This is a genomic window from Methanofastidiosum sp., from assembly GCA_035362715.1.
Classification (GTDB): domain Archaea; phylum Methanobacteriota_B; class Thermococci; order Methanofastidiosales; family Methanofastidiosaceae; genus Methanofastidiosum.
Genome location: DAOSDU010000003.1, coordinates 102,897 through 125,939, shown reverse-complemented (window position 1 = coordinate 125,939; position 23,043 = coordinate 102,897). Strand labels below are relative to the sequence as shown.

Here is a 23,043-nt window from a genome sequence, read left to right as displayed (position 1 = left end):
ACTGTTATGGTCTGGCCTGGTGTGACAGTTGCAGGTGTTGCAGATATAGATGATGAGAGGACTCCAGCTGCAAGTATTGTAACGTCATTTGATGCGTTTGCAGTTGAGGAGACTGTGGCTCCTGAAGTTGCACCAGTTCCACTGGCATTGCCAGTGAAGTTGACTGTGCCTGCCGCTCCAGCAGTGTAGGTCCATGTGAATGTTGCACTTCCTCCTGCGGCGATATTTGCCGATCCGGGGGATGGTCCTGTTACTGGACCTGTTGCAGTGCTTGTCCCGCCCAATGTTAGAGATGATGGTGTGACATTATTTACCTGCTCTCCTCCAGTGTTATTTACTGTCATCACAACTGTTATGGTCTGGCCTGGTGTGACAGTTGCAGGTGTTGCAGATATAGATGATGTCAGTATAGCTGCCGCAAATACAAAACTAGTAAAAAAAGTTAGGAATAAACTTAATACTAATATTATTGAAATTATTTTACTTTTCATTAAAATCACCGATATTATCGAAATATATATTAGAAAATAATTTTTTTAATTTAAATAGTTTGCGGTTTTCTCAATTTTTTTTGTTATAGTCTCAAATTTATATATTTTTATTATGTATATTAATTAATAATTTAAAATAACTTATAATAGGTTTAAATTATGTTATATCTAAGATATAAAAATACAAAATAATATAACTATTTTCTTCTATTTCAGATACGATAATCGCTAAATGTCTAATAATATAAAAAATCTCATTTAAATGGAGATATTTGTCATAATCTCCTCAAGTAAAATAATAGTTCCTTTCTTATCCATGGGTTTATTGTCATTGCCACACTTTGGCGAATATATGCATGCAGGACACCCTTCCTTGCAGTCGCATTCTTTAACTAGCTCTAGTGTAGTGTCAACAATCTCAGAAAACAATTCATATGCCTTCTCAGATAATCCTATTCCTCCTTCAAACCCGTCATAGATGAATACCGTAGGCTTTGCTGTTGATGGGTGAAAGTTTGTTGATAATCCCCCGATATCCCACCTGTCACACATCACGTGAAACGGCATAATACCGATCATTGCGTGCTCAATCCCATGGAGTGATCCGCCAAATACTTCCTTTCGGATATCAACATTTTTCCTTTTGATCATCATACCCAAAATATCTTTATCGCTACTCCTCTCGCCCCACAACTCATCTTCTATTGAAGCGGGAAATGTAAAGAAAAAACCTACTGTGTTAAATTCAAGCGGAGGCAAATAAATATTTTTGTAGCCTATTGCACTATCCCCTCTCATAATCTTATATGCGTTATAATTTTCTGTTACCTTGAGGTGGCCCAGAGACAGTTCAACGTTTCCAATTGTTTTTTTATCAATTACATCAATGATTGAAACAAATGATTCTTTCAGCACTTGCGTATAAAAGTCAACATCAGTTTTATTCGCCCTGATTATGCCATTTTTTAAATCCATCGAATCAACGATATATGTTTCACCTTGATGTAGTAAAACAGCCCCCTCATGTGCTTCTCTGAATGCTTGCGCCCTATCCATTGTTTCAAGAGTCTTATTGTTATACATCACTTTGAAGATATCACTAGAGATGCTATCAAGGCTAACTACCATCGGGGCACTCTTTGTTCCAGAATAAATCCAACCGTTTGGTGTTTCCTTGACAAGTGATTCATTCTTGAGCTCTTCTAGAATTTGAGGCAGCTCTTGCCCAAGGTATTTTTGGTCCCTCTGTATGAGTATTGGCAGCTCAGAAGATGCACACATCGTATGGCCAAAGAGAATGTATGGATTTGATAGGTCAACAATGGCATGCTCATGCGATTTCCCAAAAAATACTTGAGGATGCCTCATGAAATATTGATCAAGCTGATTTTGAAATGCAACAAGTGTTGCAACTGAATCATTAGTTCCTCTTCCGGCTCTGCCTGCCTGCTGCCACGTAGATATAATAGTTCCTGGGTATCCAGAGATAATAACACTATCAAGCCCACCTATGTCAATTCCAAGTTCAAGTGCATTTGTTGAAGTTACTCCCTTAATGGAGCCATTTTTTAGGCCATTTTCAATTCTTCTCCTCTCTTCTGGCAGATATCCAGCACGATAAGCCATTATCTTTTCTTTTAGAGATTCTTCAGAAGGGTCAAGTGATTCTTTTGACCATCGCGCAATTAATTCTGACATTTTACGAGACACAGTGAAGCACAATGTTTGAAGTCCTTCCCTTATGAAAAAAAGAAACAATCTTTTTGATTCCTGATGCGTGGATAGATATCCATCTGCATGCGGATTATAAAAAATGAAATATTTTTTACCTTTGGGGGAGCCATCTTCTGAGATAAGCTCAAATTTTAACCCTGTAAGCTTTTCAGCAAATTCTATCGGATTTGCCAATGTGGCTGTTGAGAGTATAAATTGAGGATTTGATCCATAATACTCACATATCCTCTGTAGTCTTCTGATAAGAAGAGAAACATTTGATCCAAAAACACCCCTATACATATGCGCTTCATCAAGGACTATAAATTTTAGATTTGAAAAAAAATGTTGCCATTTGTAATGCCAAGCCAAGATGTGGTGCACCTCATAGGGATTTGAAACTATAATCCTAGATTCATTTCTTATTTTTGGCCTGATTGTAGAGGGCGTGTCTCCATCATAAACATTGGGATTAACCCTAATCTCAGTTTCAAGTTCAAGTTTTATTAAGACCTTAAGCTGGTCATTTGAAAGAGCCTTTGCAGGGTATAGATAGAGGGCAGTTGCATGGATATCTAGTGATAGAGATTCATAAATAGGTAAATTAAATGCAAGAGTTTTACCAGAGGCAGTTGGGGTCGTTATTATAATATTATTTCCTTTTCTTATTTCCTCTAAGCTGTCACACTGATGTTTATACAACCGGATATTGTTTATATCCAAGTAATCGCTAAGCTTATCGGGTAGTTGTTCTTTGAGCTCACCATAGAGGGGTTTCCTTTCAGGCAATAATTCAACATGTGCTATATTTCTCTCAAAAGAAGAGTCTTTTCTTAATTTTATGAGTATATTCTCAATCACTGACTCCATTCCTCATAAAGTTTTGAAAATATCATTGTAAGAGTAATAAGGTCTTGCCTGTTGTGTTCAATTATTGGTATTACTGGACCAATGTTTCCAGTTCTAAGATAAGTTTCATAAAACTCTGGAACTAAAGCACTTGGCACATCATCATTTCTATCTATGCCAAAAAGACATTTTTCCAGTGTTACAAGTCTACAGTTTGGATATTTGTTTCTCCACGCTTTTCTTGAAAAATGCAACATGTCAAAGTGTAGTTTTTCTGTAAGACCGTGCATTCCATAATACGAAAGTCTTTCCCTTATGTAGGGAACATCAAAGGATTTACCATTATATGACACCAAGACTGTATTTGAGTTAAGGTGAGAAAGAAATTTATTCAAAGCTGCAGGCTCTTGGTTTAGGCCTCTTAGGAAATATTGATTTATTGAAAGATGTCCTTCATTAAATTTTGCAACACCGATGAGAATTATCGGCCTATTAAATAATCCTAATGTTTCAATATCAAAGAAAACAAAATCCTCCTTCTCATGAAATCCGGAGCAGCAGTATGCAAGCTCATCTGATTTTGATAGCCAGTGAGAAATTCTATCCATAATATTTTTAGTATTCATGGATTCAATCAAATCCACACAATGTTTAGCCTCGCTTGAAAAATACGGGTGGTGAACAAGATCTTCAATTGTATGATAACCTCTACTCTTAAGATATTTTTTTTTCGTATCTCCTATCCCATATATTAATCTCAATTCCGATAGAATTTTTTCTTTTGCCTTTTCTCTTGAGAACTTTTTTAGGTCTGATTTGATATCTTGAGTAATTGTAAATACATTCCCAAATTCACTATTAGTTTCAAATCCTTCAATTACTTCAGGTAGCTCCATATTCTGATATTTATTTACCAGCTTAGCTTTGAGATTTTGTGCATTAACATAATCATTATAATTAACGCCAAATGGCATTCCATGCAAAAAGTCATTTTTTATGTCTTCATTTTCTTCTATTATCTCATATTCTTTGACTGCATCTATTTTTGTTCTGTAATTTTTACCTATTCCACTGAAAGGAGATTTATTAGAAATATTTGGATTATTTTCTTGATCTGATTTAATTGTAATGGGCATAAACTCACAGTTAGTTTGAGAATTGATTAACAACTTTAAGTTATCAATTTCTATTTAAGTGTTATTATTATAATGTAGAATTAAATAGAAGAGTATAATAGAAATAAAAATAAAAAAATAAATATTTATTTGATTATTATGTTTAATATGATTTCGTCTAGTGATCCCATTGCAGAGTAAGCTTTTGCTTTAACTATGTATGTCCCAGGTTGTACATTTGGAGATGCTGTTAGAGTTAAAATGTAGGTACCTAAGTTGTGTGCAGTTATCTTTTGCAATTCTGGTTCTAAAGTGTATGTTACTCCTCCAGGTAAACCTTCAAACATTACTCCGACGTCTGTTTGAGTTAAAGATCCCCTGTTTTCTACTTGAACAAGTAATGTCTGAGTTCCAGGTAGAAGCTCTAAAGAAGATACGACTTTTCCATCTGAGATAATATTAGTGCCTGTGTCAAGTACTGCACCTATGGAGCCATCTATTGGAATTGGGCCCCCAGGGATTGTCAATCGCTCTAGACCTATCCCAGGGTAAAGTATAGTTTCAGGTAGTGGTGTTTTACAAGGTATTGTGACTGTGACTGTTGCAGTGTTTGATATGCAATCATTTTCTGTGATGTAGTAGTATGTGAATGTGTCTTCTCCGCAATAATTACCTAATGGACAGTAGTAAATTTTCCCTCCAGATTCTTCAGCCGAACCATACTTAGGTTTAGTAACAATTATTTGTTTTGGATTTTTGTCATCGTCATTGTCAAGTACACTGAAATTGGCACAGGCGTTCTCATTTGTTTTATAAGAGTCGTCAACTGCAACTGGTGGAATTTCACATGGATTGGGTGGTGGGCAATCAACATTTACTGTAATTTTTATGGTTTTAGTTTTACTCGAAAACCACTTAGTCATTTTGACGTAAAAAATGTTTTCTCCACAGCAACATGTAGAGCTAGGAGTGTATTCAATAACGTGCAAATATAGATATTTGCTTACCTGAACCCATTTAATCTCTGCGTTGCCGCAACCAGGTGGGCATGTGATATCGTCAAGGTAATAGAAAAGGGGTAAACGGAGATCACTGTCCCACAGGTAATAAGTTTGACCACAACTAATTGTATCATTAATAGTACGATCTATTGTAGTTGGTGGGCATCCACCTCCATTTGCAAACACAAAAGACGTAAATACAGTTGAAATTAATACTAATATCAAAATTGCTGAAATTAATTTTTTCGTTGTAATACCTCCCCCATATCTATATTTAGATTTTATATAGATGCTTAAATTGAAAATAAACATATATAAAAAGTTTGCGGTTGTCGCAATCTATTTCGTCTAATGACGTCAATATAATCCTAAAATAAGAAAACTATTTATTTTATAATTCACAATATATATTGACCTAAATGAAAAACGATGATTATGAAAAGTATGGTTTTGACTGGCGGGGCATTCATAAAGATACAGGTACAATGTATGATCCTAAGGGATTTGACAAAAACGGCGTCCATAATATAACAAATCATAAATACGATCTGGATGGGTATAACAGAGAAGGATTCAATATCTCTGGATTTGACAGAGACGGATTTGACCTAGTAGGATTTGATAGAGAGGGATATAACAGGGAAGGCTTCAATAGAAAAGGATTCAATCGAGAAGGCACCCATAACGATACAAATAACAGATACAACCTAGAAGGATATGATTGCTTTGGATACAACAAAGATGGGTTTGATAAGAATAGGATACATATAGAAACTAAAACGAAATATGATCCTGAAGGATATAATTCAGAAGGATATGACACAAGAGGTTTTAATAGAAATGGAATTCACTGCATTACCTGGGACATCTTTGACCTTCTTGGAATGGACAAAGACGGCAATAAAATAGCCCCTCCAACAGAAAATCTGTCTAAAATTGTAGGTGCAAAGCCTCCAAAGAAAAAACAAACAAAATTAACGATATTGAAACCAAAAAAAACAAAGAAAACGCCTACGAGGAAAAGAGGCCAGGAAGTTATTGAAAAATTTATTTGAATTAAAAAATGCTTTTAAAATTAATCCACAATAGATATAAAGCATTCTGATACTTTCCATATTAAAGCAATAGCAATTGCTATTATAAGTTTGTGAGAGAATTGTGATACAAAAGGAGAGATTTTTTGAGAGAGATTAGTGACGAAAAACTTACAAAATACTTTGAAATAGCAAAAAAGGCTTTTGATGACATCAAGATCAATCCCCCTAAAGGATCCCATATGGAAAAGGTAGCAAATGACTATCTAGATATGGCAAAAAGATATTATGAGGATGCAAAATATTTCAAAGAAAAAGGTGATTACGTTACAGCTTTTGCTTCATTGAATTATCTCCATGGGTACCTTGATGCAGGTGCAAGGCTTGGGGTATTTAAAGTTTCAACAAGTGAATATTTTGCTTTTGAAGAGGAGACGAGGTGATTAATTGGATTATAAAGTTACTTTAGAAGTTCCAATTATTGTGCGAGATATTAAAGACGGTGAAGATGCAATTAAAGTTGCAATGTCAAGTGTTACTAAAAAACTTAAAGCAAGTAAGCTTGAGTATGTCAAGGTTGAGATAGGCATGTCACAGTGCCCAAAGTGTGGCGATTATTTTGAAAGTTCATTTTTTGTAGGAGATGTTTCTCTTGTTGGGATATATCTAACCCTAGATGTATTCAACGCAGAGCACACAAAACACGCAGAAAATATTGCAAAGTCAGTTGTGGGAAAAGCCCTGAAAGATGTTCCGTTCAAAACATTTGAAATAAAGGAGCGGGTAGAAAAGGTCAGAAAGAAGCGTCGATGATACCTGGGTCTCCTATATCGTAGAAAACAGATTCTCCTTCTTTTTTATAGGGGTGTCTCACTAATGTGGCCTTTCTCTTAATCTGTTCATCCTTTTCAAGTTTAACTATCAATTTGGACCAGTATTTTAACACGTCCCCTCCAACAGGTATTTTTTCTTTGCCACCTGTCACATCATCATAAACTTGATTTGTTATTATTAGAGGTATGTCAAAATCTCTGGCAATCCTTGATAGAATCAATAGATCGTTTCCAAGCTGCCTTGCTAGCTCTGTTCTCTTTTTATGATCATACCCCTCAAGTCGGTATAAAGATACGAGTGAGTCGACACAAACAAATCCAATCCTAGGGCTCATAATCCTTTCAAGTTTTACCAATGATTCCTCTTGTGCCGCAAAGTCTCTTGGCTGGAATACTATTATATCATCAAGGTTCTTAACCCCCATCAAAGAAAGCCTCTTCGGAGAAAATCCACCTTCTGTATCAATGAATACTGATTTTTTGCCTCTAAGAAGGGAATATTTGCAGCACATTAAACAGAGTGTGGTCTTTCCTGTTGCATGCTCACCATATACTTGAGTTATTACCCCTTCTGGAGCGCCGTCCATCAGCTGGTCTAAAGGATTTCCTCCAAATTTTATTTAATCACCTTGAATAACTATACCCTTTAATCTTGGTATATTTATAAAGTGTTTTCTAAAGAAGCGAGATAAAAATATTCTCAATGGACATAGAAAATCTTTTATATGGAGAGTCTAGTTTTGAGTTAAGGGCCCATGGTCTAGTTGGTTATGACGTCACCTCGACACGGTGGAGGTCCTGAGTTCGAATCTCAGTGGGCCCACCATCTCTTTTAATGTGAATGTATGCCAAATTCTTATAATAAAGAAAAAATAGAAGAGGTATTGGAAATATATTCATCTATCAAAGACGAGATAGAGGCTCGCCTTAATGAATTTTCTGAAATATGGCAAAATGAGACTGATGAAAATCTGTTTTCTGAGCTTGCTTTTTGTCTTTTAACTCCGCAGTCTAAAGCAAAGATGTGCTGGGGATCTGTCTGTACTCTAAAAGGAAAGGATGCATTAATCAATGGGAGTGAAGAAGAAGTTCTAGAGTGTCTTTATGGCGTAAGATTCAAGTATAAAAAAGCCAAGTACATAGTTGAAGTTAGGGAACTATTCAAAGTAAATGGGAAGATTACCTTAAGAAAAGAAATTGAAAAATATCAATCCCCTTTTGAGATAAGAGAATGGCTGGTAGAAAATGTAAAGGGTATGGGCCACAAAGAAGCAAGCCATTTCTTGAGGAATATTGGAAAGGGCGAAGATCTAGCAATCCTCGATAGGCATATCTTAAAGAATCTTGTGTTAATTGGCGTCATAGAAAAAATACCTGACTCCATACCTCCAAAAAAATACTTAGAAATAGAAAACATTGTGAGAGAATTTTCAAAGGAAATTGAAATTCCTCTTGATCACTTGGATATTGTTCTCTGGTACAAGGAAACAAAAGAGATATTTAAATAAAAATAAAAAAAATATGGATTTATTAAATCCATTCTTCAACTAAGTCTCTATTGTTGTTCACCCACTCTCTTGCTATTTCTGCTGGATCTCTACCTTTATCACTGTATTCGAGTATCCATTCGCTCTGCGTGTCTTCTGTTACCTGAAACTTCTCAAAGAATGCATAAGCTTCTGGAAAGTCTTCTTTGAATCCCTTTCTAACAATGGTATACACGACGTCTCCGTCACCATATACCTTTTGTGGATCTTCGAGCTTTTGTATGTCAAATCTTACAAACGCAGAATGTGGTTCCCATATTGTAAATACTATCCATTCGTTATTTAATGTCGCTGCATCTACTTCGGCAATCATTGCGGGGGTGCTACTTGTTTTAAGAGTGTACCCAGTTAATCCATAAGCATCTATTGCTTTGCCTGTATTGATCATTATTCCTGCTCCAGGTTCGATTCCAACTATTCTTCCTTCAAACTCTGTTTCTCTTCCGTTTAAATCAGATATTGATGTTACACCAGCTTCGTAGACATATGTTGGAACAGCAAGTCCTAGCCATGTTCCGGGAACATTTATATGAACCAATTCAAGATTATTTTGATGAATATTCCAGTATTCCTGATGGGTTGCAGGTAGCCATCCGGCCAATAAAGCGTCGATATTACCTTCCGCCATTTCAGCATATACTATTCCTGCGTCTAATTGATTTGTTTCAACTTTGTATCCCATTTCTTCTAATATTACTTTAGCCACTTGGGTCTTTACAGTTACCCCTGGCCAAGGTGGGAGTCCCAAATTTATTGTTCCTTTGTCAGTTGTTACTTCCTCAGCTTGTCCTATACAACCTGTATTTAGCACAATTGAAAATACTAAAATTATTGTGCCTATACAAATTAAACTTTTTTTAGAATTTAACACTAATTACACCTCCAAATTTAGCGATTAATAATAAAAAAATTTTAATAGTATAAAAGGTTTATGGATTATATTAAGAGCAAAACATTTTTAACTTAATTTAAAATACTAATATTAATGTCTAGAAAAATTACATATAATGTTAAGAAAAATGTGTCAATTAAAGAATTAGACTATACAATTCACATGTTAGAAGGACAAATTAGACTCTTACAGAGATTGTATTTTATCAGATTTCTATACAAAGGTATGGGTGTAGAAGATGCTTCAGAACTTATTGGAATTACAAAAAATACGGGGTATCATTGGCTTAAAAAGTGGAATGAGAAAGGGCAAGAACAGCTAATGCCCAATTTCAAAGGGGGTAGACACCCTAAACTTAATCAATCCACGAAAGAAGAGTTAAAGATAGTGTTGAAAGAATTAGACATAAAAAAGTCTAGGGATGTTCAAAAATTAATTCAAGAAAAATACAATGTTAATTATTCTATATGGCAAGTTAGGAGAATATTAAATTCATTTGAAAAAAATGAATAAAAAAATTAATTTTTCTTTACATCGTAGATTTTTCCAAGTTGTTTCGTTACTCTATCTAGTATAATTGCCAAGAATACAATGGAAAGCCCCGCTTCTATGGAATCGACTAAATTGTATCGCTGCAATCCCGATATAATGACTTCTCCGAGTCCGCCAGCTCCAATGAATCCTGCTATAACAACCATAGAAAAAGCCAACATTATAGTCTGATTTACCCCCATCATAATTGAAGGTAGAGCAAGAGGTATCTCTATTTTAAGAAGTAATTGACGAGGTGTGGCTCCAAATGATTTTCCAACTTCAATCATTTCTTTAGAAACATGCTCAAGGCCTAAACTTGTTAATCTTATTGCAGGAGGCATTGAAAATATAACTGTGGCAATTACTCCCGGAACTACGCCTATCCTAAAAAATAATACGGCAGGTATAAGATATGATAGGGAAGGGAGAGTTTGCATTAAATCAAGCATTGGCTCTATTATAGCACCAAAAGTTTTTGATCTTGCTTTTAGTATTCCCAAAGGAAATCCTATAAAAAGTGCAATAATCGTGGCCACTAAAACTAAAGACAAAGTTTCAATTGTGGCGTTCCATAAATCCATACTAATAATCAGCAGCAGACTAACAACAGCAAAGATTGCCACTTTAATCTTTGCAGTCTTCCAAGATATTAGAGCAAAGATTGCAATTAGAACTGCTGGAGGGATGAAGATGAGAGTTGAATAAAAAAATCCAACAATTGCAGATATTATAGATCTTATAATATCGAATATTGCGGAGAAATTTACTCTCAAGAAAGTTATGATATCAACTATTGCCTCCCCTATGGGTATTTGAGGAATTTCAATTATGTGGATCACCCCTCAAAATCTCTATTGCGGCCTTCTCATTTGCATGACCCAAAAGAATTCCTTCCTCATCGACAACAGCCACAGCAGTTTTTGAAGTAATTAACAAGGGCAAAGCCTCTGCAAGAGTAACCACGCTTTCTAAAGAATTACATTTTTTAATATATGGCTCAATTGTGATATTTTCTTCAGATTTGGATTTGTCTAGTTCGGATAACAAAATTATTCCCAAAAGTTTTTGGCCTTCATCTACAACAAAGGAATAAGTTACTCTATTCTTCTTTAATTTATTTATCGCCTCATGTGGGCTTACATCAGGAGTAAGTACAATCTTATTTTGTTTTGTTATATATTCAACTTTTATTACGTGATGTCTATCGACGTTTTGTACAAAAGTTTTAACAAATTCTGTTGCAGGATTAATTAAAATATTCTCAACTGTATCGATCTGTACAAGAACACCTTCTTCATTTAAAATTGCAACTCTATTACCCAGTTTTACTGCTTCGTTTAAATCGTGAGTTATAAATATTATAGTTTTTTTCATCTTTCTTTGAATTCTTAATAATTCTTCTTGCATGTTGTCCCTTATCAATGGGTCTAATGCACTAAAGGGCTCGTCCATTAGGAGTATATCCGGGTCAATTGCTAAGGCTCTAGCGAGTCCAACTCGCTGTTTCATCCCTCCACTAAGTTCATCAGGCATGCTATTTTCCCAACCTGCAAGTCCCACTGTTTTTAATATTTTTTTTCCTATATTCTCCATTTCTTCTTTTGGGGTGCCTTTTATTTCAAGGCCCAAAACAACGTTGTCGAGAATAGTTCTATGCGGTAAGAGACCAAATCTTTGAAAAACCATTCCAAATTTTTTTCGCCTTAATTCAATTAATTCTGTTTGATTAAGATCTAAGATATTTATTTTTTCGTTTCCAATTAGTACTTCGCCTTTTGTGGGGAATATCAAACGATTAATGCATCGTATCAGTGTTGATTTACCGCTTCCCGAAAGACCCATTATAACAAATATTTCTCCTTTATTAATTTCAAGATTTATATCTCTTAGAGCAACAATTTGTCCAGTTTTTTCTTTTATTTCGCTTCTAGTTAAACCTTTTTCGATCAGTGGAAAAGCTTTCTCAGGAGTTTTTCCAAATATCATGTAAAGATTGTTTATTTTTAAATCTAACATTTTATCGCCAAAAAATCAAAATAATTGTTATTCGATTAATTAAAAATTTTTATGGGCCTTTAAATAAGTTTCGATTTTTGACTTACAATAATCATTAATTTTAAATATTATTAATTAAATATTATCTATTGATATATTATATGAAAATAATATTATGAATTTAAATATTTTTTATATGTGAAAAAATATCAATTACAACCTTAATTTATTTATATTGATATGTAATCTATGGAATGGTGAGCTTATGGGATTTATACAAGAATTTATGGACTTTTTAAAAGAATACAAGGTAGTTGGACTTGCTGTAGCATTTATTATGGCAACTGCTTCAACATCCCTCGTTAAATCTTTCGTAGAGGACATTATCATGCCAGTTATCACACCTTTTATGCCATCTGGCGGGTGGGAGACTGCAGTTATTAACATTGGGCCTATTGCAATTAAAGCAGGCTCCTTCTTAGCGCAGATTATAAACTTTGTAATATTGGCGCTTGTAGTATTTATAATAGCTAAAAAAGTCCTGAAAGAAGAAAAGGTAGAAAAGAAGTAATATTCTAATTTCTTTAATTTATTAATAAAATTTCACTTATTTTAATATAAGTAAATTGATTTTTTTCTATTTTAAATTCGCAAAAGACTTTTATAGAACTAATTACTAATATAAAAGAAGTTGCAATCTTTGCAACTAATAAAATATTTTAAGGATAAAATGTCTAGCTTTAATAATCTTAAATTATATTCAACGGAAGACCTGATAGTCACCTCACTAAAAAGTGAAGTAGACAGTAGAGCGGCTTACCTCAAAATTAAAGATTCTGTCAAGAATGCAATCTTAAAGGACAAAATGGATTTTCTGGCAAAGGAAGAGGATAAGCATAGATCATTCTTTGAAGGCCTCTACAAGAAAAAATACCCAAATAAAGTTATTGAGATGCCCAATAAAACACCGGTGCCGCTACCAGAAATAAAGATTAAGGATGAAAAAATACAGATTAGTGAGGTACTTCAACAGGCTATGAATGCAGAGATGGCTGCTCATGATTTTTATCTTGGAGTTTCTAATAGATTCAAAGATGAAAAAGGCATCTTCAATATGTTAAATTATATAGCAGATATGGAAATGGGCCATTACAAACTTTTAGAAATTGAAAAAGATAATTTACTTAGATTTGAAAGCTATGAGGACTCCTGGCCAATGATGCACGTTGGGCCGTAAAAGATAACAATAAATTATATAACTTACTTTTGAAAAAAATAAAGGAGGAAAAAAAATGAACAAATATGTTTGCTCAGTTTGTGGCTATGTCTACAACCCTGCTGAAGGCGATCCTGATGGCGGTATTCCCCCAGGAACACCTTTTGAAAAACTTCCAGACGATTGGACATGCCCCGTATGTGGTGCAAGTAAGAGCCAGTTCGAAAAACAGGAGGATTGATTTTGATGACTCCAAGGACAATTAAAGAGGGTATATACTGGGTTGGATTCATTGATTGGGATAGAAGGCTCTTTGATTCACTAATTCCAACGCCACATGGTACTACGTATAATTCCTATATGATAAAGGGTAGTGAAAAGACGATGCTAATAGATACATCAGATTTTGGTAAAGAGAATAATCTTTTGACTGCAATCGAGATGACTGGTACAAAGAAGATAGATTACATTGTATCAAATCATGCCGAGCAGGACCATTCTGGATCTCTGCCAAAGATTTTAGAGAAGTACCCAGAAGCTAAAATAATTACAAATGCTAAGTGCAAAGAATTGATAGAGTCTTTTCTATTGATTCCTAGCGAAAAGTTCATAGTTGTAAAGGATAATGAAGAAATTTCTCTAGGCGATAAAACTATCCAGTTTATGATCGCGCCTTGGGTCCACTGGCCAGACACAATGTTTTCTTATTTAAAAGAAGATAGAATCCTTTTTTCCTGTGATTTCTTAGGATCTCATTATGCCTCAAGTGAGCTGTTCGTTCCAGATGAAAAAGAAGTTTATCTTTCGGCAAAAAGATATTACGCCGAAATAATGATGCCTTTCAGGGCAATGATAAAAAAACACCTTGAAAGAATAGATAAATTAGACATTGATATAATTGCCCCAAGCCACGGCCCCCTTTATGATAAGCCTTCATTTATTATTGAAGCCTACAAGGATTGGTCCGGCGATTCGGTCAAGAATCAAGTTATCATACCCTATGTATCGATGCACGGGAGCACCAAAGTTATGGTAGAATGCCTTACTGAAGCTTTAACCAAGAAGGGAATAGAAGTAAAACTGTTCAATCTTGAAATTGCCGATGCTGGTGAGCTTTTAATGTCACTAGTTGATGCTGCAACTATCGTAGTTGGAGCTTCTACAATGTTAGTTGGCCCACATCCTCTTGCTTATTATGCAACGTATCTTGTTAATGCTGTCAGACCTAAAACAAGGTTTGTTTCAATAATCGGATCTTATGGTTGGGGCGGAAACACAGTTGAAGTCCTAAAAGGATTGATTTCAAACATTAAGGTTGAATTAGTTGAGCCGGTATATATTAAGGGCTATCCAAAAGAAAATGACTTCAAATCGCTAGACAAGCTAGCAGAGGAGATAAATAAAAAACATAAAGAAATAGGATTATGATGAAATTATAATTATGTCTAGAGGGATTTTATGCAAGAAAAAACTAAGAAAAATTTAATGGAAGCATTTGCCGGAGAATCGCAGGCAAATAGGAAATATCTTGCTTTTGCAAGTAAAGCTGCCCAAGAAGGCTACCCAGGTATTGCAAAATTATTTAGGGCTGCGGCTGCTGCAGAAACTGTACATGCACACAGCCATCTTAGGGCGCTAGGCGGTATTAACACAACAAAGGATAATCTAAAGGAAGCGATCTCTGGAGAAACTCATGAATTTGTAAGCATGTACCCCAAGATGATAGATGAAGCTAAAGCAGAAGGGGAGAAGATAGCTGAGAAATCTTTTGCTTTTGCTAATGAAGTAGAGCAGATCCATGCAGGATTATATAAAAAAGCTCTTGACAACCTAGACAACTTTCCAGAAAAAGATTACTATGTTTGCAGTGTCTGTGGTTACACGGTTGCAGATGAAGCCCCAGAAAAATGCCCAGTTTGTGGTGCAATGAAAAAAGCATTTAACAAAGTAGATTAATCTATTATTTTTATTTATTAAAAATAAATATATCAATCAACGGAATTCAAAGCCATTTGCTCTTCAAGTGATTCAAGCTTTATCCTTATATCTTCTTTTTCAGTCCTTACTGCAATCAGTGAATAGAGGCCTTTTATTCCTTTAATAGGGCCGATTTTTTCTACCTCAAGATTTCTCAATTCTTCGTTGTCAGTCACTTTTGTTTTAACAAGGATGTCCCATTCACCCGAAATCTCATGGACTTCAAGCAATTCATCAATCATTGCAAGCTCTTTCGAGATCCTCCCAATGTCCTTAATACTATCAATTGAGACTCTTATCCAAGCAGTTGTAAGTTTACCGCATTTTTTTGCATCTAGTAAAGGAACTATCCCTTTAATTATACCAAGTTGCCTAAGCCTTCTTGTTCTATCATAAACTGTAGATTCGGCCGCCCCTATTTTCTTTGAAAGATCTTTATAAGAAATAGTTGCATCTTTTTGAAGTTCAGTCAGGATGTCTTTATCCAGATTATCTAATTTAATTGGTTGTTCTGATGCCATTTTATCACTAATTCCGTTTTGTATTAATTAATAATTATAAATTTAAATATTTTTCGGATAAAAATTATTTAAGCTCGTTTTCTTTAAAAGAGAAATAACTTGATTTATGCCAAGTGATTTATTTGTGAATCCAGCTTAGTACCACAGATACCAGGAATTTAAGTTCAGAAGATTTTTTCGAAATACTGGTGGGCTTATGCTTCCAAAGGATAGAAACAAAAAATATCCCGAGTATGGCATAATGTGTTAAAATTCTCAGTTTGCTAGATTTAGTCTTGGAGTAGAATTTAGAGAGATTATGCATCGATTTCATTGTGATTCTAGTTCCAATGCCAATTTTTCTAGGTTCGTCCATTAGTTTCAGCTTTTGAGTTTATACATATCTAAAAATTAAAACTAACATATAAAATTTATTATTCAAAAAGAAAAGAAGTAGGGGCCGGGGCCGAGATTTGAACCCGAGTCATGGGATCCACAGTCCCATAGGATAACCAAGCTACCCCACCCCGGCCATCAGAAAACCTAAAGTCAGGATGTTTATAAATGTTATGGGAGTATCCTTTCAACAAGCCATTTTGGATCAAAAGGCTCTAGGTCGTCGTATCCTTGACCCGTTCCGATAAAAAGAATAGGTTTGCCCGTAATATAACTTATTGAAAGAGCAGCACCGCCTCTAGAATCGGCATCAACTTTAGTTAATATTGAACCATCAAGGCCAATTTCTGAAAACTTTGTTGCTTGCTCTGCTACAGCATTACCTGCAAGAGAATCCCCAACAAATATTTTCATGTCAGGATTTGATACCCTAACTAATTTCTTCATTTCATCCATCAAATTTCTATTCATTTCTGAGCGGCCTGCAGTATCTATTAGAACAACATCTATTCCTCTAGCCTTTGCATGATTTATTGCATCGAATGCAACGGCTGCTGGGTCAGCGCCATAATTATGCTTTATTACCTTTATCCCGATGTTTTCAGCATGCAGGCAAAGTTGCTCAATTGAACCCGCCCTGAAAGTATCCGATGCCGCTATCACAACTTTGTATCCCTTATCATTTAATAATTTACCAAATTTTGCAATGGTTGTGGTCTTGCCTGTTCCATTGAAGCCAACAAATGCTATTGAGAATATTTCTCCTGCTTTCTTCTTTTTATCAATTTCTTTAAAAATATTATATTTTTTGTATTCAAGTATCTCAGTCAAAGTTTCTTCTACAGCTATTTTTACAAAATCTTTTTTATTTGAAGTTAATCCAATCTTTTCTCCAGTAAGTTTCTTCTTCAGTTCATTGACAATCTTCTCAGAAACAGCCATAGAAACGTCACTTTCAAGAAGTGAAAGTTCAAAATCTTCTAGAATTTTATTAAGGTCTTTTTCAGTTATCTTCTTGGAGCTAACTCCATCTACAAGACCTGAAAATTTATTTTTTAAAGAGTCGAACAACAGTATCAGCTCATAAAAGGGACTTTATTATATCAACATCCCTAATAATCCCTATTAGTGCCCCTTCAGCATTAATGATAGGTATTTGTTCAATGCTATTTTTTCTCATCTCTTTTGCACATTTACTGACGGTTGTTTTTCTTGAAACTGTTACAAGTTCAGTTGACATTACATCCTTTATTGGTTTTAAAGGGAGTGTGAGCTTCTTTGAAACTATATGCAAGGCATTTTTAGGCTCCCACGCCCAATCATCACCTTCACCTGAAATATTAAGCTCAGTGGTCTTAAGTTCGTCTAGGAATTCCCCAGAAGACATTATATCCTGGGTATCTACAATTCCCACTATTCCGCCATCATTTCCCAAGACCATGAAAAAATTGGATTTGCTGTAAACCATAATCATAAGTGCAGACCTCAAGGGAGTATCCTGCCAAATGCAAGGCACTTCTTCTTTCATATATTTTTGACAAGTATCATTTAGATCAAGTTTTGAAATACCGTTCATTACAATATCCCTAACGGCCACAACACCCATAAGCTTCCCATTAGAAATAACAGGAACTCTTGATAGATTATTATCTAAAAGAATTTTAGCAACTTTTTTTATCCCGTCTCCTTCTTTGACTGATTTAAAATTCCTACTCATTACTAAAGCTATCTGATCTTCATTGGGGTTTTTTATTATATCGTCCAAGGAAATGATCCCAACAAGCTCTTTTTCTTTGTTTATGACTGGTAAATCTGGCTTCTTGTATTTTTGCATTTTTTCGAGGGCTTCATTTACTGTTGCTGGTATGGTCACCGAAATTACATCTCTAACCATTACTTCTTCTACTTTTATCATAATATCACGAAACAATTTAGTGGGCAGAACGTGCTTTAAGATAAAGTAAGGTATATAAAGCTTTTTATATTTGTTTTAAGGCGGGATAATCATGAATATTAAAACAGCCACTTCCATTATAAGTCACAGTTGTGACTCTAATACTATTAATTTGGGCTGTATTGACAGAATATAGGGATGAATATATGAAGATTGGAGTTTGTGGGATTAGTTGTTAAAAATGCCCAAAAATGATTAGAAAACAATGCCCTAATGGGGATAATGGATGTTTACCAAAAGAGAACAAGTTTTGTAAGATAGCAACTTGTGCTTACGAGATGAAAATAAATCTTTGTTTTGAATGCCCGGATTTTCCTTGTGAAATAACAAAGTCTGGGCCAATAAGTTATAGATACTGCCAGTATCTAGCAAGTGAATAATAAATAACCAAGATTTTTAATTTTACCTAAGTATTTATTAACTAAATAATAAAATTAAAATTAATGGGATGGAAAGAGAGAAAAAATGTTAGAAAAAAAGTAGCTTCTGAACGTATAAAAGAACTTCTAAAGTCCTCAGAGTTACACAAGAATGATGAAGTTCTATCAAGAAATTCTATAAGAACAGCTATGGCAATCTCTAGGCGCCATAAAATAAGAATATCGTCCAAATTTAAGAGAAAATTCTGTAAAAAATGTTTCACTATTTTAATCCCAAATAAAACGGTGAGGGTTAGAACGGGAAAAGGAAAAGTTACATTTACCTGTTTAAATTGTGGCAATATAAAAAGAATACCTTATTCTAAAGAAAAGAAAATTCAAAGTAATTTAAAAAAATAGAGCTAGATACTTTGAATTAATAATTTTTCTGAAATCAGAGCGATAACTCACCCTCAACTATATCAAATATTACTTTCTCAACACCTATTGGGCTTCCGTCTAGTACTTCAAGTGCATTGTCTATCTTCTTTTCCTTATCAGAATAAAGAGTGTAAAGATCTTGACCCTTTGTTACTTTTTCACCCTTTTCAACATGGAAATAAATCCCCGCTCCCTTGTCATCTGGAGCCCCGCATGCCCTTGCAATCATATTTATCATTCGTGTATCCATAAAGTCTATTCTTCCCTCAATTTCTGATTTCACTGTATGTTTATAGGTGCCTACAGGGATATCTTCTGGTTTAATTTTGGGATTTCCTCCCTGCTCAGCTATAATCTCCCTAAACTTAGATAATGCTTTTCCGCTGTCAATCATTTTTTCTGCAATCTCTTTTCCTCTTCCTCTCTGCGCCTTGCCACCCATTTCAAATAGTAGTCCGGCTATTTCACATGACTTTTCTCTCAAATCTTGCGGCCCCTTGCCACCTAGTACATTTAAAACATCAATTGCTTCAAGCGCAGGCCCGATTCCACGCCCTACAGGTTTTCCCCCATAGGTGATCATGCATTTTATTTCCATCTCGAGCGTCTCACCAAGGCTAATAAAGTCTCTTGCAAGTTTCCTTGCCACTTCCATATCTTTAATCTTAGCATTTTTACTTACAGGTATATCTATAACTACTTTTTCAGAACCTGATGCTTTTTTCTTTGCAAGGATACTGGCAAGAAGTAAAGATTGAGGATCTAATCCCAGAGGATTTCGTATTTTTATTAACTTATCATCGGCTATTGCTAAATCAACACCGCCACCCCATACTATGCAACACCCTATTTTTTCGACAATCCTTTCGATTTCATCTTTGTGGAAACTGACGTCACAAAGTATTTCCATTGTGTCAGTTGTTCCAGCTGCGCTTGAAATTGCTCTTGAGGATGTTTTAGGGATTGTTAAACCTGCGGCACCTAAAATAGGAACCATAACCATAGTCGTCCTATTGCCTGGCACCCCACCTATGCAGTGTTTATCAAAAACAGGTTTTCTTTTAATATCCAGAGTCTGGCCAGTGTTTACCATACTTGTAATTAGATTAATTACTTCTTCATTAGAAAGTCCTCTTGTATAAATTGCAGACACAAAAGCGGAGAGTTCGACATCACTTAATCTGTTTTCAACTGTGTCTTCTATAATATCTAATATTTCTTCTTTAGCTAAAGAAAGACCATCTAATTTCTTCTTTATGAAATGAACGGAATCTGGAGGAGGGGCTAGTGTTACCTCAGCGTTAATACTGCATGATAAATCTAACTTTCTACACAGATATTCATAGAGCCCAACTTCGCCTTTTGCAACTACTTTTTCTGTCAGATCTACAACAGCGACAAACTCCTCTTTTCCCAGCTTTACATTGACTCTGCCGAGTCTTCTGACTCCAAGAAACTTAGCATCGTCTTTATGCATTAGAACAAGTGGATAATCTGTCGCTTCAATATCAAGAATTTTAATCTTTAATAACACGAGAATCTCCTTAAAAGAAGATTAATTAAGGGTATTTATAATTAACCCTGAAAAAGAATAAAAAGTAAAAATCTAAGTTCCTGACTCCCATGATGAAAGGTATTCTTCCTGTTCCTTTGTCAAGGTGTCAATTGTAATGCCCATTGATTTTAGCTTCAAAGTGGCTATTCTTCTATCAATATCTAAAGGTACAGAATATACTTTATTCTCAAGCTTTTTCCCCTCTTTAGAAAGATACTCTGCGGACAAAGCTTGATTTGCAAAACTCATATCCATAACTGATGCTGGATGACCCTCGGCAGCGGCAAGATTAATCAGTCTGCCTTCTCCGAGGAGGTATATTTTCTTACCTTCTTTTAATATATATTCTTCGACAGAATCCCTAACTGTCCTTTTAGAAGTTGATAATTTTTCTAATGAGTTTATGTCAATTTCGACATTGAAGTGGCCCGAGTTTGCAACTATGGCGCCATTTTTCATGTTTTTAAAATGTTCTTCTCTAATCACATGCTTATTGCCCGTTACTGTGACAAAGATATCTCCAATTTTTGAAGCTTCTTCCATTTTCATTACCTGGAATCCGTCCATAGTCGCTTCAATTGCTTTTATAGGGTCAATTTCGGTGATAATGACTTTTGCGCCCATTCCTCTTGCCCTCATAGAAACTCCTTTGCCACACCAGCCATACCCACAAATTACAAAGTTTTTCCCAGATAGCAAGACATTTGTAGCCCGAATAATTCCATCAAGAGTGCTCTGCCCTGTTCCATATCTGTTATCAAAGAAATGTTTTGTCATAGCATCGTTTACAGCAATAATAGGATATTTTAATACCCCTTCTTTTTCCATGCTTTTGAATCGGATTACCCCCGTCGTAGTCTCTTCTGTACCGCCAATTATTCCTGGAAGAACATCGCTTCTTTCCTTCATGATTGTAGAGACTAGGTCTCCTCCGTCATCCATTGTAATGTTTGGTTTGGCATCCAATACCTTATTTAGATGATCATAGTATGTATCCCTATCTTCGCCCCTAATAGCAAAAACAGGAATCCCGTAATCCTTAACAAGTGATGCGGCAACATCGTCTTGAGTGCTCAAAGGATTTGAAGCACATAAAAAAACTTCAGCGCCACCTTCTTTTAAAGTGATCATGAGATTTGCAGTTTCAGTTGTAACATGAAGACAGCATCCAATTTTGTAACCTTTTAGAGTATTTTTTCTTTTAAATTCGTCTTTAATCAGTGCTAATACGGGCATTTCTCTCTCTGCCCATTCAATTCTCATCCTTCCTTTCTCGGAAAGTGAGAGGTCTTTCACATCGTATAGCATCTATCCACCTAGAAAACCTATCAAAGAAAGATTTATAAATGATTGTATTCGGATTTGTATACGTGAGTTAATGAGAAAGTACATTTTTGGACTTATTTTAATAGGATTGTTACTCCTTTCAGCAGGGTGCGCTATAGAGAAGAAAGTGGAGAAAGGAGATACGATAAAAGTTGACTATGTTGGAAAACTTCAAGATGGAACAGTTTTTGATACATCCATCTTAGATGAAGCAAAAAATGCGGGAATCTACGATGAGAGTAGGATCTATGAGCCTCTGACATTAAAAGTAGGAGACGGGTCGACTATTCCTGGATTTGAAAATGGATTATTGGGAATGAAGGAAGGCCAAACAAAGACTATTTCTATACCCCCAGAACAGGCTTATGGCCCTAAAGACCCAAACTTAAGATTTACACAGACTAAAATCTTAGAAGAAATTCCAAAAACTCAAGAGATAACAAGATTTGAAGAAATTCCAAAAACTTTCCAAGCAACTGTAAGCTCATTTGTTACTAGATACGGACAGCAACCCATTGTAGGCATGGTAGTTGATCTAGCCGATTGGCCAGGTCAAGTGGTTCAAGTAACTGGAACAGATGTTGTTATAGAACACAAGCCAGAAGTTGGAAAATCTATCACTAACGAAGTTACTACCCTTACAATAACAGAGATTAAAGCATCAAGTATAGTATTAAGATATGACCCCAAAGTTGGAGATCTTTTACCAACTGAAATTGGGAATTTGATGGTACTTGAAGTAACTGACACAATAATGAAAGTAGAGGCAATGCCACAGAAACAAATCGAAACAGTATTTGGAATCGCAAATGTTGTTGAATCCGGGGATAAATATTTAATTAGAGTAAATCCAAAAGTTGGAGATAGTATAATATATCAAAATCAAGTCGGCGAAGTAGTTGAGGTAACAGCAGATGATTTCGTTGTCGATTTCAATCACCCGCTTGCAGGCGAAACTCTATTCTTCACAGTAACAACTGTAATCATCGAAAAAGGCAAAGAAACAGGCTTCTTTGAAAAATACAGACTTTTCATATTTGGTAGCCTTTTGATAGTCGTATTTGCAGCTGCATATGTCTTCATGACAAAGTTCTATTCCAAAGAAGACAAAGAGAAGAAGAAAGAGAAACCAAAAACAAAGAAAACAAAGGCAGCCAAAGAAGAAATGAATGGCGAGCTAAAAGAACTTGCATCAACTGTTGAAGAAGTGCAAAAAGGACTTGATACTAAGAAAGAGGCGAAAGCCAAACCAAAGAAACCTAAAGCCAAGAAAAAGACTTCAAAGAAGAAAAAAGAGTGATGCTTTTTAAGGTGA

At 35.1% G+C, this 23,043-nt stretch carries 27 protein-coding genes and 2 tRNA genes; 14 read left to right on the top strand and 15 right to left on the bottom strand.

Annotated elements, in window-relative coordinates; translation table 11 throughout:
- The 4 genes from PLI06_03310 to PLI06_03295 all read right to left on the bottom strand — a co-directional run.
- The coding region (locus PLI06_03310) for a CARDB domain-containing protein (protein ID HOI76624.1) at positions 1-491 on the bottom strand (491 nt) is incomplete at its 3' end.
- A 258-nt stretch (positions 492-749) separates the two neighbouring features.
- A complete protein-coding gene (locus PLI06_03305) occupies positions 750-3,065 on the bottom strand; it encodes a DEAD/DEAH box helicase (protein HOI76623.1) in 2,316 nt (771 codons plus the stop codon).
- On the bottom strand, positions 3,062-4,189 hold the full coding sequence (locus PLI06_03300; GenBank protein ID HOI76622.1) for a ribonuclease H-like domain-containing protein: 1,128 nt from the start codon (positions 4,187-4,189) through the stop codon (positions 3,062-3,064). The genes PLI06_03305 and PLI06_03300 overlap by 4 nt, the downstream gene beginning before the upstream one ends.
- Before the next feature lie 125 nt (positions 4,190-4,314).
- On the bottom strand, positions 4,315-5,355 hold the full coding sequence (locus PLI06_03295; GenBank protein ID HOI76621.1) for an Ig-like domain-containing protein: 1,041 nt from the start codon (positions 5,353-5,355) through the stop codon (positions 4,315-4,317).
- Between the two features lie 233 nt (positions 5,356-5,588).
- Between PLI06_03295 and PLI06_03290 the strand changes: the two genes are divergently transcribed.
- The 3 genes from PLI06_03290 (at position 5,589) to PLI06_03280 (ending at position 7,016) form a co-directional block, all read left to right on the top strand.
- On the top strand, positions 5,589-6,224 hold the full coding sequence (locus tag PLI06_03290; GenBank protein ID HOI76620.1) for a hypothetical protein: 636 nt from the start codon (positions 5,589-5,591) through the stop codon (positions 6,222-6,224).
- A 125-nt stretch (positions 6,225-6,349) separates the two neighbouring features.
- Positions 6,350-6,646 carry a DUF357 domain-containing protein gene (locus PLI06_03285; protein HOI76619.1) on the top strand — a complete coding sequence of 99 codons (297 nt, stop codon included), beginning with the start codon at positions 6,350-6,352 and terminating at the stop codon, positions 6,644-6,646.
- A 4-nt stretch (positions 6,647-6,650) separates the two neighbouring features.
- Positions 6,651-7,016: a DUF555 domain-containing protein gene (locus PLI06_03280; protein HOI76618.1), complete on the top strand. Its 366-nt coding sequence runs from the start codon at positions 6,651-6,653 to the stop codon at positions 7,014-7,016.
- On the opposite strand, the gene radB is transcribed toward PLI06_03280, so the two are convergent.
- On the bottom strand, positions 6,997-7,623 hold the full coding sequence (gene radB / locus PLI06_03275; GenBank protein HOI76617.1) for a DNA repair and recombination protein RadB: 627 nt from the start codon (positions 7,621-7,623) through the stop codon (positions 6,997-6,999). The genes PLI06_03280 and radB overlap by 20 nt on opposite strands.
- A gap of 162 nt (positions 7,624-7,785) precedes the next feature.
- On the opposite strand from radB, the gene PLI06_03270 reads away from it, so the two are divergent.
- Together PLI06_03270 and PLI06_03265 are read left to right on the top strand one after the other, a co-directional pair.
- A tRNA-Val gene (locus PLI06_03270) sits at positions 7,786-7,862 on the top strand.
- A gap of 19 nt (positions 7,863-7,881) precedes the next feature.
- Positions 7,882-8,544 carry an N-glycosylase/DNA lyase gene (locus PLI06_03265; GenBank protein ID HOI76616.1) on the top strand — a complete coding sequence of 221 codons (663 nt, stop codon included), beginning with the start codon at positions 7,882-7,884 and terminating at the stop codon, positions 8,542-8,544.
- Positions 8,545-8,566: 22 nt separating this feature from the next.
- On the opposite strand, the gene PLI06_03260 is transcribed toward PLI06_03265, so the two are convergent.
- The gene (locus PLI06_03260) at positions 8,567-9,454 is read right to left on the bottom strand and encodes a glycine betaine ABC transporter substrate-binding protein (GenBank protein HOI76615.1); all 888 of its coding nucleotides are present in this window, start codon (positions 9,452-9,454) and stop codon (positions 8,567-8,569) included.
- A 114-nt stretch (positions 9,455-9,568) separates the two neighbouring features.
- On the opposite strand from PLI06_03260, the gene PLI06_03255 reads away from it, so the two are divergent.
- The gene (locus tag PLI06_03255; protein ID HOI76614.1) at positions 9,569-9,988 is read left to right on the top strand and encodes a helix-turn-helix domain-containing protein; all 420 of its coding nucleotides are present in this window, start codon (positions 9,569-9,571) and stop codon (positions 9,986-9,988) included.
- A gap of 5 nt (positions 9,989-9,993) precedes the next feature.
- Here the strand turns inward: PLI06_03255 and PLI06_03250 are convergent, their stop codons facing one another.
- Positions 9,994-10,839 (bottom strand): ABC transporter permease subunit, encoded by an 846-nt coding sequence (locus tag PLI06_03250; GenBank protein ID HOI76613.1) that lies wholly within the window; start codon positions 10,837-10,839, stop codon positions 9,994-9,996.
- The gene (locus PLI06_03245) at positions 10,832-12,025 is read right to left on the bottom strand and encodes a betaine/proline/choline family ABC transporter ATP-binding protein (protein HOI76612.1); all 1,194 of its coding nucleotides are present in this window, start codon (positions 12,023-12,025) and stop codon (positions 10,832-10,834) included. The genes PLI06_03250 and PLI06_03245 overlap by 8 nt, the downstream gene beginning before the upstream one ends.
- A gap of 244 nt (positions 12,026-12,269) precedes the next feature.
- Between PLI06_03245 and PLI06_03240 the strand changes: the two genes are divergently transcribed.
- The 5 genes from PLI06_03240 to PLI06_03220 all read left to right on the top strand — a co-directional run bounded on the left by PLI06_03240 (position 12,270) and on the right by PLI06_03220 (position 15,176).
- Positions 12,270-12,575: an MscL family protein gene (locus PLI06_03240; protein HOI76611.1), complete on the top strand. Its 306-nt coding sequence runs from the start codon at positions 12,270-12,272 to the stop codon at positions 12,573-12,575.
- 159 nt (positions 12,576-12,734) lie between these two features.
- Complete coding sequence (locus PLI06_03235) at positions 12,735-13,241, top strand: ferritin family protein (protein HOI76610.1); 507 nt, start codon at positions 12,735-12,737, stop codon at positions 13,239-13,241.
- 55 nt (positions 13,242-13,296) lie between these two features.
- Positions 13,297-13,461, top strand: a complete 165-nt coding sequence (locus PLI06_03230; protein ID HOI76609.1) for a rubredoxin — start codon at positions 13,297-13,299, stop codon at positions 13,459-13,461.
- A 5-nt stretch (positions 13,462-13,466) separates the two neighbouring features.
- Positions 13,467-14,648, top strand: coding sequence for an FprA family A-type flavoprotein (locus PLI06_03225; protein ID HOI76608.1), 1,182 nt, complete (start codon positions 13,467-13,469; stop codon positions 14,646-14,648).
- Between the two features lie 30 nt (positions 14,649-14,678).
- On the top strand, positions 14,679-15,176 hold the full coding sequence (locus PLI06_03220; GenBank protein ID HOI76607.1) for a rubrerythrin family protein: 498 nt from the start codon (positions 14,679-14,681) through the stop codon (positions 15,174-15,176).
- A gap of 32 nt (positions 15,177-15,208) precedes the next feature.
- Here PLI06_03220 and PLI06_03215 read toward each other — a convergent pair whose 3' ends face one another.
- The 5 genes from PLI06_03215 to PLI06_03195 all read right to left on the bottom strand — a co-directional run bounded on the left by PLI06_03215 (position 15,209) and on the right by PLI06_03195 (position 18,008).
- A complete protein-coding gene (locus PLI06_03215; GenBank protein HOI76606.1) occupies positions 15,209-15,718 on the bottom strand; it encodes an Lrp/AsnC family transcriptional regulator in 510 nt (169 codons plus the stop codon).
- 118 nt (positions 15,719-15,836) lie between these two features.
- Positions 15,837-16,073: a hypothetical protein gene (locus PLI06_03210; protein ID HOI76605.1), complete on the bottom strand. Its 237-nt coding sequence runs from the start codon at positions 16,071-16,073 to the stop codon at positions 15,837-15,839.
- 82 nt (positions 16,074-16,155) lie between these two features.
- Positions 16,156-16,229: transfer RNA gene (locus tag PLI06_03205), tRNA-His, on the bottom strand.
- A 35-nt stretch (positions 16,230-16,264) separates the two neighbouring features.
- Positions 16,265-17,164 (bottom strand): signal recognition particle-docking protein FtsY, encoded by a 900-nt coding sequence (gene ftsY / locus PLI06_03200; protein ID HOI76604.1) that lies wholly within the window; start codon positions 17,162-17,164, stop codon positions 16,265-16,267.
- 10 nt (positions 17,165-17,174) lie between these two features.
- On the bottom strand, positions 17,175-18,008 hold the full coding sequence (locus PLI06_03195) for a CBS domain-containing protein (protein HOI76603.1): 834 nt from the start codon (positions 18,006-18,008) through the stop codon (positions 17,175-17,177).
- 230 nt (positions 18,009-18,238) lie between these two features.
- On the opposite strand from PLI06_03195, the gene PLI06_03190 reads away from it, so the two are divergent.
- Both PLI06_03190 and PLI06_03185 read left to right on the top strand, forming a co-directional pair.
- On the top strand, positions 18,239-18,427 hold the full coding sequence (locus tag PLI06_03190) for a DUF3795 domain-containing protein (protein ID HOI76602.1): 189 nt from the start codon (positions 18,239-18,241) through the stop codon (positions 18,425-18,427).
- Positions 18,428-18,490: 63 nt separating this feature from the next.
- The gene (locus tag PLI06_03185) at positions 18,491-18,826 is read left to right on the top strand and encodes an RNAase P (protein ID HOI76601.1); all 336 of its coding nucleotides are present in this window, start codon (positions 18,491-18,493) and stop codon (positions 18,824-18,826) included.
- Positions 18,827-18,860: 34 nt separating this feature from the next.
- Here PLI06_03185 and PLI06_03180 read toward each other — a convergent pair whose 3' ends face one another.
- Both PLI06_03180 and ahcY read right to left on the bottom strand, forming a co-directional pair.
- The gene (locus tag PLI06_03180; protein HOI76600.1) at positions 18,861-20,381 is read right to left on the bottom strand and encodes an AMP phosphorylase; all 1,521 of its coding nucleotides are present in this window, start codon (positions 20,379-20,381) and stop codon (positions 18,861-18,863) included.
- A gap of 72 nt (positions 20,382-20,453) precedes the next feature.
- Positions 20,454-21,710 carry an adenosylhomocysteinase gene (ahcY, locus tag PLI06_03175; protein HOI76599.1) on the bottom strand — a complete coding sequence of 419 codons (1,257 nt, stop codon included), beginning with the start codon at positions 21,708-21,710 and terminating at the stop codon, positions 20,454-20,456.
- Between the two features lie 70 nt (positions 21,711-21,780).
- Here ahcY and PLI06_03170 point away from each other — a divergent pair, with 70 nt between their 5' ends.
- Positions 21,781-23,028 carry an FKBP-type peptidyl-prolyl cis-trans isomerase gene (locus PLI06_03170; GenBank protein HOI76598.1) on the top strand — a complete coding sequence of 416 codons (1,248 nt, stop codon included), beginning with the start codon at positions 21,781-21,783 and terminating at the stop codon, positions 23,026-23,028.
- The last annotated feature ends 15 nt before the right edge of the window (positions 23,029-23,043 follow it).

What these genes read in the sequence shown, in the direction of transcription:
- PLI06_03300 (HOI76622.1), bottom strand. Translation starts at nt 4,189, where the DNA reads ATGCCCATTACAATTAAATCAGATCAAGAAAATAATCCAAATATTTCT.
- PLI06_03290 (HOI76620.1), top strand. Translation starts at nt 5,589, where the DNA reads ATGAAAAACGATGATTATGAAAAGTATGGTTTTGACTGGCGGGGCATT.
- radB (HOI76617.1), bottom strand. Translation starts at nt 7,623, where the DNA reads ATGGACGGCGCTCCAGAAGGGGTAATAACTCAAGTATATGGTGAGCAT.
- PLI06_03265 (HOI76616.1), top strand. Translation starts at nt 7,882, where the DNA reads ATGCCAAATTCTTATAATAAAGAAAAAATAGAAGAGGTATTGGAAATA.
- PLI06_03255 (HOI76614.1), top strand. Translation starts at nt 9,569, where the DNA reads ATGTCTAGAAAAATTACATATAATGTTAAGAAAAATGTGTCAATTAAA.
- PLI06_03245 (HOI76612.1), bottom strand. Translation starts at nt 12,025, where the DNA reads ATGTTAGATTTAAAAATAAACAATCTTTACATGATATTTGGAAAAACT.
- PLI06_03240 (HOI76611.1), top strand. Translation starts at nt 12,270, where the DNA reads ATGGGATTTATACAAGAATTTATGGACTTTTTAAAAGAATACAAGGTA.
- PLI06_03235 (HOI76610.1), top strand. Translation starts at nt 12,735, where the DNA reads ATGTCTAGCTTTAATAATCTTAAATTATATTCAACGGAAGACCTGATA.
- PLI06_03230 (HOI76609.1), top strand. Translation starts at nt 13,297, where the DNA reads ATGAACAAATATGTTTGCTCAGTTTGTGGCTATGTCTACAACCCTGCT.
- PLI06_03225 (HOI76608.1), top strand. Translation starts at nt 13,467, where the DNA reads ATGACTCCAAGGACAATTAAAGAGGGTATATACTGGGTTGGATTCATT.
- PLI06_03220 (HOI76607.1), top strand. Translation starts at nt 14,679, where the DNA reads ATGCAAGAAAAAACTAAGAAAAATTTAATGGAAGCATTTGCCGGAGAA.
- PLI06_03215 (HOI76606.1), bottom strand. Translation starts at nt 15,718, where the DNA reads ATGGCATCAGAACAACCAATTAAATTAGATAATCTGGATAAAGACATC.
- PLI06_03210 (HOI76605.1), bottom strand. Translation starts at nt 16,073, where the DNA reads ATGGACGAACCTAGAAAAATTGGCATTGGAACTAGAATCACAATGAAA.
- PLI06_03195 (HOI76603.1), bottom strand. Translation starts at nt 18,008, where the DNA reads ATGATAAAAGTAGAAGAAGTAATGGTTAGAGATGTAATTTCGGTGACC.
- PLI06_03190 (HOI76602.1), top strand. Translation starts at nt 18,239, where the DNA reads ATGATTAGAAAACAATGCCCTAATGGGGATAATGGATGTTTACCAAAA.
- PLI06_03185 (HOI76601.1), top strand. Translation starts at nt 18,491, where the DNA reads ATGGGATGGAAAGAGAGAAAAAATGTTAGAAAAAAAGTAGCTTCTGAA.
- ahcY (HOI76599.1), bottom strand. Translation starts at nt 21,710, where the DNA reads ATGCTATACGATGTGAAAGACCTCTCACTTTCCGAGAAAGGAAGGATG.
- PLI06_03170 (HOI76598.1), top strand. Translation starts at nt 21,781, where the DNA reads ATGAGAAAGTACATTTTTGGACTTATTTTAATAGGATTGTTACTCCTT.